Origin of the sequence: Burkholderia sp. S-53 (assembly GCF_025560745.1) — a bacterium.
In the GTDB taxonomy this organism is placed as follows: Bacteria; Pseudomonadota; Gammaproteobacteria; order Burkholderiales; family Burkholderiaceae; genus Burkholderia; species Burkholderia pyrrocinia.
Genome location: NZ_CP090484.1, coordinates 930984 through 949084 on the forward strand (window position 1 = coordinate 930984; position 18101 = coordinate 949084).

Consider the following 18101-nt stretch of genomic DNA (forward strand, 5'->3'; position numbering starts at 1 on the left):
GCCGCCATGACGCATTCCTCATTACTTCACCGCCTCGGTGCATTCGCGTGCGCGGCCGCGCTGCTCGCCGGCTGCGCGGGCGCACGCCACGAACCGCTGCCGGCCGTCGCGATGCCCGCGAACTGGGAAGCGCCGGTCGCGGCCGACGCACCGGCGTCGACGCGCGACTGGTGGGGCAGCTTCGGCGATCCGCAACTCGACCGGTTGATCGACGACGCGCTGCGCGCCAACAACGACCTCGCGATCGCGGCGATCCGCGTGTACCGTGCGCAACTGCAGGCCGGGCTCGTCGACACGAACCTGACGCCCGCCATCTCGCTCGGCGCGAACGGCGCGGTGTCGCGCACGCTCGATACGCACCGGACGAGCCGGTCGAGCGGCATCAACGGTTCGCTCAGCTATGAAATCGACCTGTGGGGCCGGCTGGCCGCGCTGCGCGATGCTGCGCACTGGGAAGCCGACGCAACGGCCGCCGATCTCGAGGCCGCGCGGCTGTCGCTGATCGGCACGACCGCGTCGCTGTACTGGCAGATCGGTTACCTGAACCGGCAGATCGCGCTCGGCGACGCGAACATCGCGTATGCGGTGCGCACGCTCGCGGTCGTCCGGTCGCAGCACGCGGCCGGCGCCGTGTCGGGGCTCGATCTCGCACAGGCCGAACAGAGCCTGTCCGCGCAACGCGCCGCGCAGACACAACTGATCCAGCAGCGCACCGAGAACCGCCACGCGCTCGCGCTGCTGTTCGACCGGCCGCCGCAGCAACGCGCGGCCGAACCGTCGGCGCTGCCCGACGCGCCGCCGCCGGAAGTAGCGGCCGGCCTGCCGGCCAGCCTGCTCGGCCGGCGCCCCGACCTGCGCGCGGCGGAATTCCGGCTGCGCGAGTCGCTCGCGCAGGTCGACGCGACGCGCACGAGTTTCTACCCGACCTTCACGCTGACCGGCAGCGCCGGCACGACGAGCACGAGTCTCGAGCGCGTACTGATGAATCCGGTCGGCACGCTCGGGCTCGGTCTCGCGCTGCCGTTCATCCAGTGGAACACGATGCAACTGCAGATCAAGGTGTCGAAGTCGCAATACGAGGAAGCGGTGGTCGGGTTCCGCCAGCGGCTCTACACGGCGCTCGCGGAAGTCGAGAATGCGCTGTCGGCGCGCGTGCAGCTCGAACGCGAGGCCGAACAGCGCGCGCTGTCGCTGGCCCAGGCGCAGCGCGCCGAGCAGCTTGCCGCCGCGCGATTTGCGGCCGGCGCGACCGCCGTGCAGCCGTGGCTCGACCAGCAGCAGCGGCTGCGCGACGCGCAAAGCGCCGACGCGCTGACGCGCCTGAACCGGCTCAACAACCAGATGACGCTGTATCGCGCGCTCGGCGGCGGGACGTCCTGACCGGCGTACCAACGCAACGGGCAGGCTGCGTCATTCGCACACGGCCGCCCCGCGCCGCGCCGGCGCGAACGCCACCGCGCTCGCGGTCGCGAGCACCGCTACACCGGCCGCGCCGTACACCATCACCCAGCCGAACCCGTGCACGAGCGCCGCGTGCAGCGCCGCGCCGCTCGGGTCGGCCTGCGCGAGCGCCGGTGCGATTTGTTGTAGCCCGTCGGTCCGACCCGACGCAATCTCCTGTGCAAGCCGGCGCAGCGCCGCATCGCCGATCGCGCCCGCGACACCGCCCTTCAGGCTCGCGACGATCCCGGCGACCAGCACGAAGCCCATCGCCGCGATGTTCAGCGCGAGCGAGATCATCCGCGCGCTCATGTCGATGCCCGACGCCATCCCGGCCCGCGAACTCGGCACCGCGCCCGTCGTCGTGTTGGTGACCGGCGTGTTCGTGAGCCCGAGCCCGATGCCGGCGATCACGCAGCCGGGCAGCATCGTGAGCCAGCTCGCGTGCTCCGCCGCACTGCCGAGCCGCATCAGCGCAAAACCGGCCGCGATCGTGAACAGGCCGCCCGGGATCACGACACCCGGCCCGTAGCGCAGCGCGAGCCGCTCGCCGAACGGCGGCGCGACCAGCGTCGGCAGCGTGTACGCAAGCAATGCGACGCCGGCCGTCACGCTGTCGTAGCCGAGCGCGACCTGGAACCAGATCGGCAGGTAGATCATGAACGGCCAGAAGCTGAAGTTCATCCCCATCGACCCGAAGATCGCGCCGGTGAACGCGCGGATCCGGAACACCGAGAAGTCGAACATCGGCCGTGCGCTCGAACGTTCCGCGACGAAGAAGCCCGCGAGCGCCAGCACGGTCGCGCCGAGCACGCCGAGGCCGGCCGCACTCGTCAGCCCGAGCTCCGCACTTTGCGTGATATAGAACGCGAGTCCGAGCACTGCGAGCGACAGCGTGACGATGCCCGCGACATCGAGCGTGCCCGCATGCGGATCGCGCGACTCCTGCACCGCGCCGCCGATCAGCGCGAGCGCGACAGCCGCGAGCGGCGCATGGACGAGAAACACCCACGGCCAGCTCGCCAGCGCGACGATCGCGCCGCCGACAATCGGCCCGAAGCCGAGCCCGATTCCGAACACGATCCCCCAGATCCCGAAGGCGCGACCGCGCTCGCGGCCTTCGCGGAACTGGTGCGACAGCACCGCGATCTGGCAGATCAGCATCGCGCCGCCGCTCGCGCCCTGCAGCAGCCGGCCCGCGACGAGCACCGGCACGTTCGGCGCGAGCCCGCACAGCAGCGACGTCGCACCGAACAGCACGGTGCCGATCACGTACACGCGCTTGCGGCCGAACCGGTCCGCGAGCGTGCCGGCCGCCATCAGCACCGTCGTGCACGCGATCGTGTACGCGTTCATGATCCACTGCATGCCGTTGAAATCGCCATGCAGCACGTGTTCGAGCGTCGGCAGGATCACCGGCACGCTCGAGATTTCGAGGCCGAACATCAGCGACGTGAGACAGACGGCCGCGAGTGCGACCGCATTCCTGCGGGAGTCGGATAGCGTCATGCGTATTGCGCCGCGGCCCGGCGACAGGCCGCGCGCCTCCAGGTGAGAAGGGTTCGCCGCGCGCGGCCGGCGACGCACGCTGGACGGGAATCGGTACTATAGTGAGAATTTCACTCCCCATTGACGCACACATTTCCGCGAACTGGGGAACCTCAGGACCCAATCAGCCCAACTTGCGATGACCGACAGACTCGACGGCGTGACGACCTTCGTCCAGGTGGTGGAATCGGGCAGCTTCGCGCTCGCCGCAGAGCGGCTCGACATGACGCGCTCGGCCGTCGGCAAGGCGATCGCGCGGCTCGAAAAGCGGCTCGGCGCACGACTATTGCAGCGCACGACGCGCAGCCAGAGCCTGACCGACGACGGCCAGGCGTACTACGACCGCTGCGTGCGCGCGCTCGCGGAACTGGAAGCGGCGGAGGCCGATCTCGATTGCGGCCGCAACGAGGCGCGCGGCAAGCTGCGGCTGAGCGTGCCGCTCGCGTTCGGGCACCACTGCGTGACGCCGATCGTGCTCGACCTCGCGCGCACCTATCCACATCTGCGGATCGACGTGTCGATCACCGACCGCTTCGTCGATCTCGTCGAGGAAGGCATCGACCTCGCGGTGCGGATCGGCACGCTCGCGGACAGCACGAGCCTCGCGGTGCGCCGGCTCGGCACGCAATACGGCAGCCTCGGCGCGGCGCCGTCGTATCTCGCGCGCCACGGGATGCCGAAGTCGCTCGACGATCTGAAACACCACCGGACCATCGCGTATTCACGCTCGGGCGTGCCGCAGCCGTGGGACCTGCGCGCGCCGGACGGCTCGACGGTACGCGTCGACATGCAGCATCAGCTGAGTTTCGACGACGTGCAGGCGATCGCCGCGGCCGGTGCGTCGGGGTTCGGGATCGCATGGCTGCCGAGCTGGCTGCTCGACCACTACGTGAAGCGCGGCGAGATGGCGGTCGTGCTCGACCGCTGCTTCGTCTGTGAAGGCGACATCCACGCGATCTGGCCGAAAACGCGTTACCTGCCGCGCAAGACGCGCTGCGTGATCGACGCGCTCGCGCAGGCGATTCCGCCGATGATCGAGCGCCGGGATGACATCAGTGCAATGAAATGAAATCGACGCGCCGCACGGCGCGTCGGTTCATCACGCCGCGCCGAGATCGGCGAGCGGATGCGCGAACAGCTTCCACGGCGACGTCAGGAAATGCCGCACGCGTTCGGCGCGCAGCTCGACGAGCGACGCGGGCGCCCAGCGCGGCTTGCGGTCCTTGTCGACGAGATGCGCGCGTACACCTTCGCAGAAGTCACCTTCCTCGATCGCACGCGCCACGATGCCCAGCTCCATCCGGAACGATTCGGCCAGCGTCATCTGGCGGCCGCGCAGCAGTGCTTCGCGCGTCACGTGCAGCATCGTCGGCGAATGGCTCGCGAGCGCATCGAGCGTCGCCTGCAGCCATTGACGGTGCTCGCGCGTCAGCTCGTCGCGCGCGAGATCCTGCGTCAGCGTCGCGACGATCCGTTCGACGGTCGACCGCTTGTCGAAGTGACGGACGATCCACGGCATCTGGCTGTCGAGCACCGCGTGCGGCACGACGTTGCACGGCGGCTCGAACACCTTGCGCAGCGCCGGCAACACGTCGTCGTCCCACTTGACGCTTTCGATGCGCGTCTCGAACGTGTCGAGCCATGCGGACGGCACGCACAGGTCGGCCAGCTTCGCGGTCAGCGCGTCGGCGCCCGACAGCATCGCGCCGGTCAGCCCCACATACAACTCGAGTTCAACCGGCATGCTCGACAGGAAATGCGTCGCGCCGACATCGGGCACGAGGCCGATGCGCGTCTCGGGCATCGCGATCTTGCTGCGCTCGGTCGCGACGCGTAGCGCCGCGCCTTGCGCGAGGCCCATGCCGCCGCCCATCGTCACGCCGTCCATCAGCGCGACCACCGGCTTCGGGAACGTGTGGATCGCGTGGTCGAGCCGGTATTCGTCGACGAAGAACGGCAGCCAGGTGTCGCGCTGCGCCACCATCCGGTACAGCGCGCGCACGTCGCCGCCCGCGCAGAAGCCCTTCTCGCCCGCGCCGCGCAACACGACCGCGACGATCTGGTCGTCGTGGCGGCAGCGCTCGAACAGCGCGGCCAGCTCGCCGATCATCGCGTACGACAGCGCGTTGAGCGCAGCCGGCCGGTTCAGCGTGATCAGCGCCACGCGGTTCACCACGCGGAACAGCACCTCGGGCGCGGCTTCCGCGAACGCGTCGTGATTCGTCACCGGCGTGCTCATCGTTGCGGCTCTCCGTCGGTATTCCACTGCGGCGCGCGCTTGCCGAGAAACGCGGCCACGCCTTCGCGCGGATCGTGCGTGTCGAACAGGTCGACGAAGCGTTCGCGCTCGACCGCGAGCGCCGCGCTGCGCGGCACGCCGCGGCGCGCGAGGCCGATCAGCTCCTTGCTGTATGCAACCGCGTGCGGGCTCTGCCGCGCGACGTTGCGCGCCAGCGCCAGCGCCGCGTCGCGTGCGGCGCCGCTCTCGACCACGTCTTCGACGAGGCCGATCCTGAGCGCGGTCGGCGCGTCGACGCGCGCGCCGGTCAGGATGATCTTCTTCGCCCAGCCTTCGCCGACGAGCCAGGGCAGCGTCTGCGTGCCGAGCCCGCACGGCAGCAGGCCGACCGACGGCTCCGGCAGCGCCATCTGCGCATGCGTCTCGGCGATCCGCAGGTCGCATGCGAGCGCGCATTCGAGGCCGCCGCCCATCGCATAGCCGTTGATCGCCGCGATCGTCACGACGCGCGCATCGTGCAGCGCCTCGAATGCCGCACCGAAACGCGACGCCATCGCACGCGCGACTGCTCGGTCGCCGTCGGCGAACGTGTTGAGATCGGCGCCCGCACTGAAGAACTTCGGGCCGTCGCCCGTGATCACCAGTGCGCGCACGCGCGGGTTCGCATTCAGTTCGGCGACGGTTTCCTGCAATTGCTGCAGCCCGTCGGCGGTAAAGGCGTTCGCGGGCGGACGCTTGAGCGTCGCGCACGCGATCGCGCCGTCGTCGACGTAGTCGAGTTCGATCATCACGCGTCCTTCTTCGTTGCCGGTTGGTACAGGCGGATCACCGCCGAGAAATCGAGCTGCCCGTCGCCGCGGCTGCTCATCGTCTGGTAAAGCTGCTGCGCGAGCGCGCCGAGATAGACGGGCTGGCGCGCCTGCTTCGCCGCGTCGTTCGCGAGGCCGAGATCCTTCAGCATCAGGTCGGTGCCGAAGCCGCCCGAGTAGCCGCGCGACGACGGCGCGGTGTCGATCACGCCCGGATACGGGTTGTACGTGTCCGAACTCCAGCAGCGGCCCGTCGACGTGTTGACGATGCCGGCCAGCACCTTCGGGTCGATGCCGAGCGCAACGCCGAGCGACATCGCCTCCGACACGGCCGCCATCGAGATGCCGAGCACGAGGTTGTTGCAGACCTTCGCGACCTGCCCCATGCCCGTCGCGCCGCAATGGACGATGTTCTTGCCCATGCCGGCGAGCACCGGTTTCACGCGCTCGAAATCGGCATCGCTGCCGCCGACCATGAAGGTCAGCGTGCCGGCCGCCGCGCCGCCGGTGCCGCCCGATACCGGCGCATCGACGAACGCGCCGCCGTGCTCGCGCACCAGCGCGCCGAACGCCTGCGCGCTCGCCGGGTCGATCGTGCTCGAATCGATCACGGTCGCGCCCGCGTCGAGGCCGGCCAGCACGCCGTTCTCGCCGCTCAGCACCGAACGCACGTGCGGCGCGGCCGGCAGCATCGTGATCACGAACGTCGCGCCCGACGCGGCGTCGCGCGGCGACGCGGCAACCTGCGCGCCGGCGTCCTGCAGCGCGCGCAATGCATCGGCGCTCAGGTCGAACGCATGCACCTCATGACCGGCTTTCAACAGGTTCAGCGCCATCGGCGCACCCATGTGACCCAGGCCGATAAATCCGATTTTCATGTTCGTGTCCTCCGCCGCTCAATGCAGCCGGATCGTCGTATTCACCGGGCCGGCCGTCGTGTCGTCGTCGAACCAGCGCGCGGTGACCGTCTTCGTCTGCGTATAGAACTGCACGACCTGCTTGCCGTACGGGCCCAGATCGCCGAGCTTCGAGCCGCGCGAACCGGTGAAGCTGAAGAACGGCACCGGTACCGGGATCGGAATGTTGATGCCGACCTGGCCGATGTCGATCTCGCTCTGGAATTTGCGCGCGGCCGCGCCGCTTTGCGTGAACAGGCCCACGCCGTTGCCGAACGGGTTCGCGTTGACGAGCGCGATCGCGTCGTCGAGCGAGTCGGCTTCGAGCACGACGAGCACCGGGCCGAAGATTTCGTGCGTGTAGATCGACATGTCGGTCTTCACGCCCGAGAAGATCGTCGGGCCGATGAAGTTGCCGCTTTCGTAGCCGGCCACCTTCACGTCGCGGCCGTCGAGCTCGAGCTTCGCGCCTTCGCTCACGCCCGCTTCGATCAGCGACAGGATGCGTTCCTTCGCGGTCTTCGACACGACCGGGCCGACGTCGGTGCCGGCTTCCGCGCCTGCATTCACCTTCAACAGCTTCGCCTTCGCGACGAGATCGGGCAGCCAGTCGCGCGCGTCGCCAACCAGCACCGCGACCGACGTCGCCATGCAGCGCTGCCCCGCCGCGCCGAAGCCGGCGCCGACGAGCGCATTGATCGTCTGCTCGCGGTTCGCATCGGGCAACACCACCGCATGGTTCTTCGCGCCCATCATCGACTGCACGCGCTTGCCGTGCGCGCTGCCGAGGTTGTACACGTGCGTGCCGACGAGGGTCGAGCCGACGAACGAGATCGCCTTCACGAGCGGATGCGTGCAGATCGCATCGACGACATCCTTGCCGCCGTGCACGACGTTCAGTACCCCTTTCGGTACGCCGGCCTCGATCGCGAGCTGGACGAGTTCCATCGTCGACATCGGGTCCTGTTCGGACGGCTTCAGCACGAACGTGTTGCCGCAGACGATCGCCATCGGGAACATCCACAGCGGAATCATCGCGGGGAAGTTGAACGGCGTGATGCCCGCGCACACGCCGAGCGGCTGGCGCAGCGTGTAGGTATCGACGCCGCCCGCGACGTTCTCCGCGAATTCGCCGAGCTGCAGCGAACCGATCGAGCACGCGTGCTCGACCACTTCGAGGCCGCGGAAGATGTCGCCTTCGGCATCGGGAATCGTCTTGCCCTGCTCGGCCGTCAGCGTCTTCGCGATGCGCTGCTGGTTCGTGCGCACGAGATCCTGGAACTTCAGCATGATGCGCATGCGCGCGGCGATCGGCACGTTCTTCCACGTCGCATACGCGGTGTGTGCGGCCTGCACGGCCGCGTCGACTTCCGCGACGGTCGCGAACGGCACGCGCGCGAGCACCTGCTGCGTCGCCGGGTTGACGATGTCGCGCCACTCTTTCGTGGCGGACTCGACGAAGGCGCCGTCGATCAGCAGCTTGACCGTCGGCACGTCTTGCCCCGTTTGGGGCGTCGGATTCGCGTTCATCGATCCTTTCTCCTTGCAGAGGGCCGCGAAGCGCGATATCGCCGCGCGGCCGGTTCAATTCGGCTGCGGGTCGCGGCCGCGGAATGCGGCGCGCACGGCCCGCGGTCGGTCATTTCAGTTCGGCGGCGAAATCTTCTTCCCAGTATTCGCCGGGCAGCCGCGCGGTCGCATCGTCGCCGCGCTCGATTTCGCGCCGGCGCAGCTCGACGCGGCGGATCTTTCCCGAGATCGTCTTCGGCAGCTCCGCGAACTGCAGGCGGCGAATGCGCTTGTACGGCGCGAGCTTCTCGCGCGAGAAGCGGAAGATCTCCAGCGCGAGCGCCGGGCTTTCTTCATAACCCTGCCGCAGCGTGATGAAGGTTTTCGGCACCGACAGCCGCACGGGGTCGGGGCTCGGCACGACGGCCGCCTCGGCAATCGCCGGATGCTCGATCAGCACGCTCTCGAGTTCGAACGGGCTCAGCCGGTAGTCGGACGACTTGAACACGTCGTCCGCACGGCCGATGTACACGTAGTAACCGTCGTCGCCGCGCATCGCGATGTCCGACGTGCGGTAGTGGCCGTCGCGCATCGCCCAGGCGGTCGCGTCGGGGTTGTTCGCATAGCCGGTCATCAGCCCGACCGGGCGCGCGACGTCCTGGCCGATCGGCAGCGCGACCTCGCCTTCGGTCACGGGCGCGCCGTCCGGATCGAGCAACGCGATCCGGTAGCCGGGCAGCGGCCGGCCCATCGAGCCCGCGACGACCGGCTGGCCCGGCGAGTTGCCGATCAGGCAGGTCGTCTCGGTCTGGCCGTAGCCGTCGCGGATCGCGATGCCCCACGCCTTCTTCACGCGCTCGATGATCTCGGGATTCAGCGGCTCGCCCGCACCGACGATCTCGCGCAGCTTCACGTCGAACGACGCGAGCGGCTGCTGCACGAGCATCCGCCACACGGTCGGCGGCGCGCACAGCGTCGTCACCTGGTATTTGACCAGCGCATCGAGCACGACCTTCGGCTCGAAGCGCGCGTAGTTGAACGCGAACACGCACGCCTGCGCATTCCACGGCGCGAAGAAGCAGCTCCACGCGTGCTTCGCCCAGCCCGGCGAGCTGATGTTCCAGTGGATGTCGCCCGGCTGCAGGCCGACCCAGTACATCGTCGACAGATGGCCGACCGGATAGGTGCGGTGCGTATGCTCGACGAGCTTCGGCTTCGACGTCGTGCCCGACGTGAAATACAGCAGCATCGGATCGCCCGCATGCGTGACGGCGTCCGGCTCGAACGCGCCGCTCGCCGCATAGCCGTCGCTCATCGCGAGCCAGCCCGCGCGCGGCGCGCCGGCGACGATCTTCTGCGCGAGGCCGAGGTCCGGCTGTTCGAATTTCGCGGTTTCGTTCTCGTCGACGATCGCGTATTTCGCGCCGCCGATCTGCACGCGGTCGCGCACGTCGTCGGCCGACAGTTGCGTGGTCGCGGGCAGCACGATCGCGCCGAGCTTCATCGCGGCGAGCATCGCGTCCCACAGTTCGACACGGTTCGGCAGCATCAGCAGGATGCGATCGCCGCGCACGACGCCGATCGAGCGCAGCCAGTTCGCGATCCGCGACGAACGCTCGGACATCTGCGCGAACGAATACGGATCGCCCGTGCCGGTCGCCGCATCGACGATCCACAGCGCGGGCTGGTCGTTGCCGCGCGCCATCGGGTCGAAGTAGTCGAGCGCCCAGTTGAACGCATCGAGCACCGGCCACTCGAAATCGCGGTAAGCGGTTTCGTAGTCGGTGCGATGGCGCAGCAGAAAATCGCGTGCGTCCAGGAATGCCTGTACCGTCATCGTTTCCTCCAGTCTCCATGCGTCGCGGTCAACCGGCGCGTGCGCTGCAGCGCATCCCGATTCCCTGTTGCGCGGCGCACGGTCACGTCGTTGCGTGCCGCGTTCACCGCATTGCCCTCGTGCCCTGCGTGATGCTTCCGTTCCGTCGACGCGACCGCCGCGGCTCAAAGCTGCCGCGCGATCACCATCCGTTGCACTTCGCTGGTGCCTTCGTAGATCTGCGTGATGCGCGCGTCGCGATAATGACGCTCGACTTCGTAATCGACCAGGTAGCCGTAGCCGCCGTGGATCTGGATCGCATCCGAGCACACGCGCTCGGACATCTCGGACGCGAACAGCTTCGCCTGCGACGCTTCCGACAGGCACGGCAGCCCGGCGGTGCGCAGCTTCGCCGCGTGATGCACGAGCAGGCGCGCGGCGTTGATCTGCGTGGCCATGTCGGCGAGCTTCTGCTGGATCGCCTGATGCTCGGCGATCGGCTTGCCGAACTGCACGCGCTCGCCCGCATAACGGCGCGCCCTGTCGAACGCGGCGCGCGCGATGCCGAGCGCCTGTGCGGCGATGCCGATCCGGCCGCCCTCGAGATTCGACAGTGCGATCTTCAGCCCTTCGCCGCGATTGCCGAGCAGGTTCTCTTCCGGAATCGCGCAGTTCTCGAACGTGATCGGGCACGTATCCGATGCGCGGATGCCCATCTTCTTCTCGGGCTTGCCGACGACGAAGCCCGGCGTGTCGGTCGGCACCAGGAACGCGGAAATGCCGCGCTTGCCGGCTTCCGGGTCGGTCATGGCAAAAACGATCGCGACACCCGCGCGCTTGCCGTTGGTCACGAACTGCTTCGCGCCGTTCAGCACCCATTTTCCGTCGCGCAGTTCCGCGCGCGTGCGCAGGTTGTTCGCCTCGGAGCCGGCCTGCGGCTCGGTCAGGCAGAACGCGCCGATCACGCGGCCGCACGCCATGTCGGCCAGCCAGCGCTCTTTCTGCGCGGGCGTGCCGAAGCCGAGGATCGGGCCGCAGCCGACCGAGTTGTGCACGCTCATCAGCGTCGCACACGCGGCGTCGCCGGCGGCGATTTCCTCCATCGCCAGCGCATACGCGACGTAGTCCGTATACGAGCCGCCCAGCTCCTGCGGCACGATCATCCCGAGCAGGCCGAGTTCGCCGAGCTGCGCGACGACGGCGTCGGGCAACTGCGCATCGTGGTCCCACTGCGCGGCGTTCGGCGCCAGCATCTCGGTGGCAAACGCGCGCGCGGCGTCGCGGATCATCCGCTGGTCTTCGGTATAAAGCTCGTCCATGGTGCTGCTGTCTCCCGCGGCCGCCGGGCGCGACCGTCCTTGCGTTTCGATGCAACAAGTGTAGGCAAGCGCGCGCGACTGTTCGATGCTCGCGTCGCTCATTTACACTGAGCGTTTTTGCCACACCGGCGACACCGATGAAGCAGGAAGACAAGGGAACTGTCGCGATCAGCCTCGTCGCGTACAGCGTCGCGCTCGCGACCCGGCGCGGCGTCGCGGCCGAGCCGCTGCTCGCGCAGGCCGGCATCGCGCCCGCGCTGCTCGGGCAGCCGCGCGCACGCGTGTCCGCGCAGCAATACGGTGCACTGTGGAACGCGATCGCACGCGCGCTCGACGACGAGTTTTTCGGGCAGGATCGCCACCCGATGCGCAGCGGCAGCTTCATCGCGATGAGCCAGGCCGCGCTGTCCGCGCGCGACGGCCTGCACGCGATGGCGCGCGCGGTGAATTTCATGCACTGCGTGCTCGACGACCTGCACGCGGAGCTCGACGCGAATCCGCAGCGCGTGCGGCTGCGCTTCGTGCACCGCAACAACGGCGCGACGCCCGCGATGTTCACGTATGCGACCTATTTCATCATCGTCTACGGGCTCACCTGCTGGCTGATCGGGCGGCGCATCCCGCTGCTGCATGCGAGCTTCCGCTGCGACACGCCGCCCGCCGACCACGAATACCCGTCGATGTTCTGCGACGACATGCGCTTCAACGAGCCCGATTCGTATGTCGATTTCGATCCCGAATTCGCGACGCTGCCGGTCGTGCAGAACGCGAAGACGCTGAAGACGTTCCTGCGCAACGCGCCGGCCAGCTTCATCGTCAAGTACCGCAACCCGAATGCACTCGCGCAGCGGGTGCGCGCGGTGCTGCGCGGGATGCCGCCCGCCGCGTGGCCGGGCGCGGGCGGAATGGCTGCGCGGCTGCATGTGGCCGAGGCCACACTGCGCCGCAAGCTGCACCAGGAAGGCCAGGCATACCAGTCGATCAAGGACACGCTGCGGCGCGATCTCGCGTTCGAGGCGCTGGCCGACCCCGCGCGCACGATCGCCGACGTCGCGGCCGCGACCGGCTTCGCGGAGCCGAGCGCGTTCTACCGCGCGTTTCGCAAATGGAGCGGGCGCAGTCCGGCCGACTATCGCGACGAAGTGCTCGCGCGGGGCGGCGGTGTGAACAGGTCCTGATCCGGCCGCGGCGGCCCCCGGCTTCGCGCTTTCCGCCGAAACCGCCTAATCTTTAAGCATCGGGCCAACGCCCTTTCCGCGAGCCAGGCGGCGCGCGGCCGCGCGCCGCCCGGACGCCCAGATGCGCTTTCACAGTCACGGGCCGTCGCCGGCGCTTGCCGCGCCCGACGGCCACCCCCGTCACCCGCTGTCCGCGCGGGTCGCACGCGCCGCACTGTTCGCGGCGCTGCTCGTCGTGTGCGCGGCCGTCGCCGCGCCGCCGCCCGCCGCTGCACCCGCAGCCGCAGCCGCGCACCCGGTCATCGTGATCCCCATCAACGGCGCGATCGGGCCGGCCAGCGCCGACTTCATCGTTCGTTCGCTCGACCGCGCCGCTCGCGAGCACGCGCCGCTCGCGATCCTGCAGCTCGACACGCCCGGCGGCCTCGACTCGTCGATGCGGCAGATCATCAAGGCCATCCTCGGCTCGCCGGTGCCGGTCGCCGCGTTCGTCGCGCCGGGCGGCGCGCGCGCCGCGAGCGCGGGCACCTACATCGTCTATGCAAGCCACTTCGCGGCGATGGCGCCCGGCACCAATCTCGGTGCGGCGTCGCCCGTGCAGATCGGCGTCGGCGGCGCCACGCCGCCGGGCGGGAACCCCGCCGCGCCACGGGCGCCGCCGGCCGGGACGCCGGGTGCATCCGGAACCCCGGGCACGACGCCGGCCGCGCTGCCGACCGACACGCAATCGACCGAGATCCGCAAGGCGATGCAGGACGCGTCGGCCTATATTCGCGGCCTCGCGCAGTTGCGCGGGCGCAATGCCGAATGGGCCGAGCGCGCGGTGCGCGAAGCCGTCAGCCTGTCGGCGAACGAGGCGCGCGCGCAGCACGTCGTCGAACTGATCGCTCTGGATCCGGCCGACCTTGCGCGCCAGCTCGACGGCCACAGCGCGACGACCACCGCCGGCACGGTGCGGCTCGCGACCGCGCATGCGCCGCTCGTCGTGGTCGAGCCCGACTGGCGCAGCCGGTTCCTGTCGATCATCGCCGATCCGAACGTTGCGCTGATCCTGCTGACGATCGGCATCTACGGCCTCTTCTTCGAATTCGCGAACCCCGGCTTCGTGCTGCCGGGCCTCGTCGGCACGATCTGCCTGCTGATCGGGCTGTTCGCGATGCAGTTGCTGCCGATCAGCTATGCGGGCCTCGGCCTCGTGCTGCTCGGCCTGGGTTGCCTGGTCGCGGAGGCGTTCCTGCCGACCTTCGGCGTGCTCGGCTTCGGCGGGATCGTGTCGTTCACGATCGGCGCGCTGATGCTGATCGATACCGACGTGCCCGGCTACGGGATTCCGTGGCCGGTGATCGGGAGCCTCGCGCTCGGCGGCGGGCTGCTCGTCGCGGGCGTGTCGAGCGTTGCGCTGAGCGCGCGGCGGCGCCCGGTCGTGACGGGCGCCGAAGCGATGGTCGGCAGCATCGGCGAAGTGCTCGACGACGGCCTGCTCGCCGACCAGCCGCACGGCGCGGCCGGCCCCGCGCCGTCGGCCGCGGGCTGGGCCCGCGTGCATGGCGAGCGCTGGCGCGTCGCGAGCAGCGTGCCGCTCGCGGCGGGCTGCCGCGTGCGCGTCACCGGCCGCCAGGGGCTGATGCTCACCGTCGCGCCGCTGTACGACGTGCCGGCGCAGGAACAACAACATCAAGGTGAACCAACATGATCGGCTACACATTCGGCTTCAGCAGCGTCCTGATCGTCTTCTTCGTGGTGCTGGTTGCGTCGTCGATCCGCATCTTCCGCGAGTACGAGCGCGGCGTCGTGTTCATGCTCGGCCGCTTCTGGAAAGTGAAGGGGCCGGGGCTCGTGCTGATCATCCCGATCGTCCAGCAGGTCGTGCGGATCGACCTGCGCACCGTCGTGTTCGACGTGCCGCCGCAGGACGTGATCACGCGCGACAACGTGTCGGTGAAGGTGAATGCGGTCGTGTATTTCCGCGTCGTCGATCCGGAGAAGGCCGTGATCCAGGTCGCGCGCTTCTTCGACGCGACGAGCCAGCTGTCGCAGACGACGCTGCGCTCGGTGCTGGGCAAACACGAGCTCGATGCGCTGCTGGCCGAGCGCGAACAGTTGAACGCCGACATCCAGAAGACGCTCGATGCGCAGACCGATGCGTGGGGGATCAAGGTGTCGACGGTCGAGATCAAGCACGTCGACCTGAACGAGACGATGGTGCGCGCGATCGCGCGGCAGGCCGAGGCCGAGCGCGAACGGCGCGCGAAGGTGATCCATGCGGAAGGCGAGCTGCAGGCGTCGGAGAAACTGCTGCAGGCCGCGCAAAAGCTCGCGCAGGAGCCGCAGGCGATGCAGCTGCGCTACCTGCAGACGCTGACGACGATCGCGGCCGACAAGAACTCGACGATCGTGTTTCCGCTGCCGATCGACCTGCTGGGCGCGTTAATGGACCGGCTCGGCCAGCCACGCACGCACTGAGACGCGCATTTCCCGGCCCGCGCGAAGCCGCCATCGATCCCGATGGACGCCGGGCCGCGACGGCCCGGCGCCCCGCGCACGTCAGGCCAGCAGCTTGCGCTCGGTCTTGCCGTACTTGATCGACTTCTCGTCCGGGATCATCAGGCCCGTGTGCTCGTCGCGGCCCTGCAGCAGGAAACGCGCGTCCGGCTTGCCGACCTGCTCGGCGGCGAGCTTGCTGTCCGCGCCGATCTCGCCCTTCTTCATCCGGTTGACGATCACGCCGGCCGCGGTGTCCTTGAAGTCGCGCAGCATCCACGCGTCGCCGTCGCTGTCGCCGAACACCAGCAGCGGGCCGTAGCCCTTCTTCGATTCGAGGACGTTGCGGATGCCCACCGTCTTGCCGGGCCCCCAGTTGAAATGCCAGCCGGCCGGATAGGTGCTCGTGTACTTGCCGTCCCGCATGTCGAGGCGCAGGCCGATCACGTTCTCGGGCGGCACGCCGTAGCCATAGTTCGGATTGCCGGCGAACACGCGCACGACATCGTCGAGCGACGCCGTGCTCACGTACACGTCGATGCCGTTCGCGCGCAGCGTGTGCATCACCGCGCGGATTTCCTCATGAATGCGGATGCCGTGGAAATGCGTGTCGGCCACCACGCCGGCCTTGCCCGGCAACGTCTTCGGGCTTTCGTAGCGGACCTTGCGCAGCGCGTCGCCGATGCCGTAGTTGTTCGACGCTTCCGCCATCGCCTGCAGCTCGGCGGTCGTCATGTTCTTGTAGAAGTAGATGATCCACTTGTAGCCGATCTCGAGCGGGTGCGTGTCGCAGATCGCGTCGTACATGAAGTACAGCTTCGCGCGGAAATCCTTGAACTGATCGGTCTCGCGAATCTCGTCGAGGCTCTTGCTGCCGCCGAATCCCTTGTAGTTCGCGTAGAGCCAGCGATAGTCGGATTCGACGTCGGCGGCGAGGTCTTCCATCGTCACCGGCTTGCCGTCGATCGTCGTGTAGTCCTTCATGAACGCGCCCTTCGGCACGTCCTTCCACATCACGTCGACGAATTCGTCCGGCGTCAGCTTGTATTGCAGATGGTTGATCTGGTACATCAGCAACGCCTCTTCGCAGTCGTTCATGATGCACGTGTTGTCCCAGTCGAACACCGCGTACGGGCGGCGCTTGCCGTCGTAGCGCGCGCTCGCGACGCCATGCCGGTCGAGCACCGCCTGCAGGCGCGCGGCGTTGAACGGCGACCAGCGGCCCGGGTCCAGCGCATCCGGCGCGGTCGTGCTCTTCGCGTCGGCCGTGCCGGCCTTGAGCATCAGCGACGTCGCGGCGGTCGCCGCGGCAAGGGTGTTCATGAACAGGCGGCGTTGCATGGTCTCTCTCCGTGGAAATGTCGAATCTCGAATCGGCTTCGGTCGCTACCCCGCGCGGCGCTCCGCGCGCCGGCGGCTCATCGGCGCGGCGAAGCCGGGATGGCTCCGAACCGGGGGCGAATGATGTGACGAAATTATTTCGGCAATTTGACAGCGTCACATCGTGACGCGACAGGGACTTGATCCGGCGCGACATGCCGGGCCGTCGCAAGGCGAGCCGCACGCGCGGCCATCCGGGCCGGCGCCGGGACCGCCTGTGAGACAACCACCGGCCAGCGCCCCCGATCCGTACGCGTGCACGCCGACAGCCATCCGGCCCCGACCTCCGGAAACCTAGAGTCTCTCCTCCATTTCGGCCCTTCATTAGGACAAATCCTCACCCCCGGGGGCTGGCGCGCCACGTCGAACCGGCTATTATCATTACATCACTCAATGGCACATTAAATGCTGACTGAATAATTCTCGACGGGAACACCGGCGAATGCATTCCGGATCAGCGCCCCGCTTTGCACAGGACCGGAGCGCGCTTTGCGTGGGACCGGAGTCGGTGCTGAAGCACCAACACCGGTCGACAAGCGCTGAAGCGCCCACTCTGGCCGACATATGGAGACGCACCATGGCCGACCACCACCCGCTGCCGGAAGTCCACCTCGACGAGCTGCCGCAATTCCGCGCGGTCCAGCAGCTTGCCTACCGCTGTGTCGAAACCGTCGGCGCAATGCTCTACCCCGGCATCACCGAAAAGGAAGCCGCGCGCCTGCTGACCGAATGGCTGCAGGACAACGGCGTGCACGACTGGCTGCACAAGCCGTTCGCGTGGTTCGGCGACCGCACCGCGTTCGAGGGCTTCTCGGGCCTCAAGCACATGGGCGGCTTCAATCTCGCGTTCTTCCCGAGCAATCGCCAGCTCGAAACCGACATGCCGGTGATCCTCGACGTCGCGCCCGTGCTCGACGGCATCGTGGCCGACGTCGGCTACGCGCACTGCCTCGGCGAGAACCCGATCCTCGAGCAGTTGCAGGACGACCTGATGGACCACCGCGACATGATCGTGCGGCTCGTGAAGGCGCGCCGGCCGATGGCCGAGGTCGCGCAGGAAGTCGACGCGCTGTGCCGCCGCCAGGGCGTCGAGCCGCGCCACAAGGCCTATCCGTTCAAGGTGCTCGCGCATCGTGTCGCGAAGATCCACAAGCTGTCGAAGCCGCGCTTCGTCGCGCGTTTCGGGCTGAACGCGACGCGCAACCTGCTGCTCGACCAGGGCCGCGCGGCGAAGCAGCAAGGCTGGTCGCCGCTGTGGTCGATCGACCGCCGCTCCGAACATGCGCCCGTGCCGGGCCTGTGGGCCGTCGAACCGCATCTCGGCTTCGCCGGCGTCGGCGCGAAATTCGAAGAACTGCTCGTGATCACCGACGACGACGCGTACTGGCTCGACGACGACCTGCCGCACGTGCGCCGCTGGCAGCGCCACCAGGCCGAACGCGCGCAGGCCGCCGCGACCGCGCCGGCCGCCGCCTGACGTGCCCCT

At 68.7% G+C, this 18101-nt stretch carries 14 protein-coding genes; 6 read left to right on the forward strand and 8 right to left on the reverse strand.

Going from position 1 to position 18101, the window contains the following annotated elements; translation table 11 throughout:
- The first annotated feature begins 6 nt into the window (after window positions 1-6).
- On the forward strand, window positions 7-1380 hold the full coding sequence (locus LXM88_RS26380) for an efflux transporter outer membrane subunit (protein ID WP_262545599.1): 1374 nt from the start codon (window positions 7-9) through the stop codon (window positions 1378-1380).
- Between the two features lie 30 nt (window positions 1381-1410).
- On the opposite strand, the gene LXM88_RS26385 is transcribed toward LXM88_RS26380, so the two are convergent.
- Window positions 1411-2949: an MFS transporter gene (locus LXM88_RS26385; protein ID WP_262545601.1), complete on the reverse strand. Its 1539-nt coding sequence runs from the start codon at window positions 2947-2949 to the stop codon at window positions 1411-1413.
- Window positions 2950-3127: 178 nt separating this feature from the next.
- On the opposite strand from LXM88_RS26385, the gene LXM88_RS26390 reads away from it, so the two are divergent.
- The gene (locus tag LXM88_RS26390; protein ID WP_262545602.1) at window positions 3128-4057 is read left to right on the forward strand and encodes a LysR family transcriptional regulator; all 930 of its coding nucleotides are present in this window, start codon (window positions 3128-3130) and stop codon (window positions 4055-4057) included.
- Window positions 4058-4087: 30 nt separating this feature from the next.
- Here the strand turns inward: LXM88_RS26390 and LXM88_RS26395 are convergent, their stop codons facing one another.
- The 6 genes from LXM88_RS26395 to LXM88_RS26420 form a co-directional block, all read right to left on the reverse strand.
- Entirely contained in the window at window positions 4088-5227 is a 1140-nt protein-coding gene (locus LXM88_RS26395) for an enoyl-CoA hydratase/isomerase family protein (protein WP_262545604.1), read from the reverse strand.
- A complete protein-coding gene (locus tag LXM88_RS26400) occupies window positions 5224-6015 on the reverse strand; it encodes an enoyl-CoA hydratase (protein ID WP_262545606.1) in 792 nt (263 codons plus the stop codon). The genes LXM88_RS26395 and LXM88_RS26400 overlap by 4 nt, the downstream gene beginning before the upstream one ends.
- Window positions 6015-6914, reverse strand: a complete 900-nt coding sequence (mmsB, locus tag LXM88_RS26405) for a 3-hydroxyisobutyrate dehydrogenase (protein ID WP_096473716.1) — start codon at window positions 6912-6914, stop codon at window positions 6015-6017. Before mmsB ends, LXM88_RS26400 begins: the two co-directional genes overlap by 1 nt.
- Before the next feature lie 18 nt (window positions 6915-6932).
- The gene (locus LXM88_RS26410) at window positions 6933-8462 is read right to left on the reverse strand and encodes a CoA-acylating methylmalonate-semialdehyde dehydrogenase (protein WP_262545608.1); all 1530 of its coding nucleotides are present in this window, start codon (window positions 8460-8462) and stop codon (window positions 6933-6935) included.
- A 109-nt stretch (window positions 8463-8571) separates the two neighbouring features.
- A complete protein-coding gene (locus LXM88_RS26415) occupies window positions 8572-10278 on the reverse strand; it encodes an AMP-binding protein (RefSeq protein WP_262545610.1) in 1707 nt (568 codons plus the stop codon).
- 164 nt (window positions 10279-10442) lie between these two features.
- The gene (locus LXM88_RS26420) at window positions 10443-11576 is read right to left on the reverse strand and encodes an acyl-CoA dehydrogenase family protein (RefSeq protein WP_262545611.1); all 1134 of its coding nucleotides are present in this window, start codon (window positions 11574-11576) and stop codon (window positions 10443-10445) included.
- 137 nt (window positions 11577-11713) lie between these two features.
- Between LXM88_RS26420 and LXM88_RS26425 the strand changes: the two genes are divergently transcribed.
- From LXM88_RS26425 to LXM88_RS26435, 3 genes are all read left to right on the forward strand, one after another.
- A complete protein-coding gene (locus LXM88_RS26425; protein WP_262545612.1) occupies window positions 11714-12754 on the forward strand; it encodes an AraC family transcriptional regulator in 1041 nt (346 codons plus the stop codon).
- A 121-nt stretch (window positions 12755-12875) separates the two neighbouring features.
- Entirely contained in the window at window positions 12876-14447 is a 1572-nt protein-coding gene (locus LXM88_RS26430; RefSeq protein WP_262545613.1) for an NfeD family protein, read from the forward strand.
- Entirely contained in the window at window positions 14444-15217 is a 774-nt protein-coding gene (locus LXM88_RS26435) for a slipin family protein (RefSeq protein WP_262545614.1), read from the forward strand. Before LXM88_RS26430 ends, LXM88_RS26435 begins: the two co-directional genes overlap by 4 nt.
- Window positions 15218-15298: 81 nt before the next feature.
- Here the strand turns inward: LXM88_RS26435 and LXM88_RS26440 are convergent, their stop codons facing one another.
- On the reverse strand, window positions 15299-16576 hold the full coding sequence (locus tag LXM88_RS26440) for a haloacid dehalogenase-like hydrolase (protein ID WP_262545615.1): 1278 nt from the start codon (window positions 16574-16576) through the stop codon (window positions 15299-15301).
- Window positions 16577-17192: 616 nt separating this feature from the next.
- On the opposite strand from LXM88_RS26440, the gene LXM88_RS26445 reads away from it, so the two are divergent.
- Window positions 17193-18092 (forward strand): M24 family metallopeptidase, encoded by a 900-nt coding sequence (locus tag LXM88_RS26445; RefSeq protein ID WP_262545617.1) that lies wholly within the window; start codon window positions 17193-17195, stop codon window positions 18090-18092.
- Window positions 18093-18101 lie beyond the last annotated feature (9 nt).

What these genes read in the sequence shown, in the direction of transcription:
- LXM88_RS26380 (WP_262545599.1), top strand. Translation starts at nt 7, where the DNA reads ATGACGCATTCCTCATTACTTCACCGCCTCGGTGCATTCGCGTGCGCG.
- LXM88_RS26385 (WP_262545601.1), bottom strand. Translation starts at nt 2,949, where the DNA reads ATGACGCTATCCGACTCCCGCAGGAATGCGGTCGCACTCGCGGCCGTC.
- LXM88_RS26390 (WP_262545602.1), top strand. Translation starts at nt 3,128, where the DNA reads ATGACCGACAGACTCGACGGCGTGACGACCTTCGTCCAGGTGGTGGAA.
- LXM88_RS26395 (WP_262545604.1), bottom strand. Translation starts at nt 5,227, where the DNA reads ATGAGCACGCCGGTGACGAATCACGACGCGTTCGCGGAAGCCGCGCCC.
- LXM88_RS26400 (WP_262545606.1), bottom strand. Translation starts at nt 6,015, where the DNA reads ATGATCGAACTCGACTACGTCGACGACGGCGCGATCGCGTGCGCGACG.
- mmsB (WP_096473716.1), bottom strand. Translation starts at nt 6,914, where the DNA reads ATGAAAATCGGATTTATCGGCCTGGGTCACATGGGTGCGCCGATGGCG.
- LXM88_RS26410 (WP_262545608.1), bottom strand. Translation starts at nt 8,462, where the DNA reads ATGAACGCGAATCCGACGCCCCAAACGGGGCAAGACGTGCCGACGGTC.
- LXM88_RS26415 (WP_262545610.1), bottom strand. Translation starts at nt 10,278, where the DNA reads ATGACGGTACAGGCATTCCTGGACGCACGCGATTTTCTGCTGCGCCAT.
- LXM88_RS26420 (WP_262545611.1), bottom strand. Translation starts at nt 11,576, where the DNA reads ATGGACGAGCTTTATACCGAAGACCAGCGGATGATCCGCGACGCCGCG.
- LXM88_RS26425 (WP_262545612.1), top strand. Translation starts at nt 11,714, where the DNA reads ATGAAGCAGGAAGACAAGGGAACTGTCGCGATCAGCCTCGTCGCGTAC.
- LXM88_RS26430 (WP_262545613.1), top strand. Translation starts at nt 12,876, where the DNA reads ATGCGCTTTCACAGTCACGGGCCGTCGCCGGCGCTTGCCGCGCCCGAC.
- LXM88_RS26435 (WP_262545614.1), top strand. Translation starts at nt 14,444, where the DNA reads ATGATCGGCTACACATTCGGCTTCAGCAGCGTCCTGATCGTCTTCTTC.
- LXM88_RS26440 (WP_262545615.1), bottom strand. Translation starts at nt 16,576, where the DNA reads ATGCAACGCCGCCTGTTCATGAACACCCTTGCCGCGGCGACCGCCGCG.
- LXM88_RS26445 (WP_262545617.1), top strand. Translation starts at nt 17,193, where the DNA reads ATGGCCGACCACCACCCGCTGCCGGAAGTCCACCTCGACGAGCTGCCG.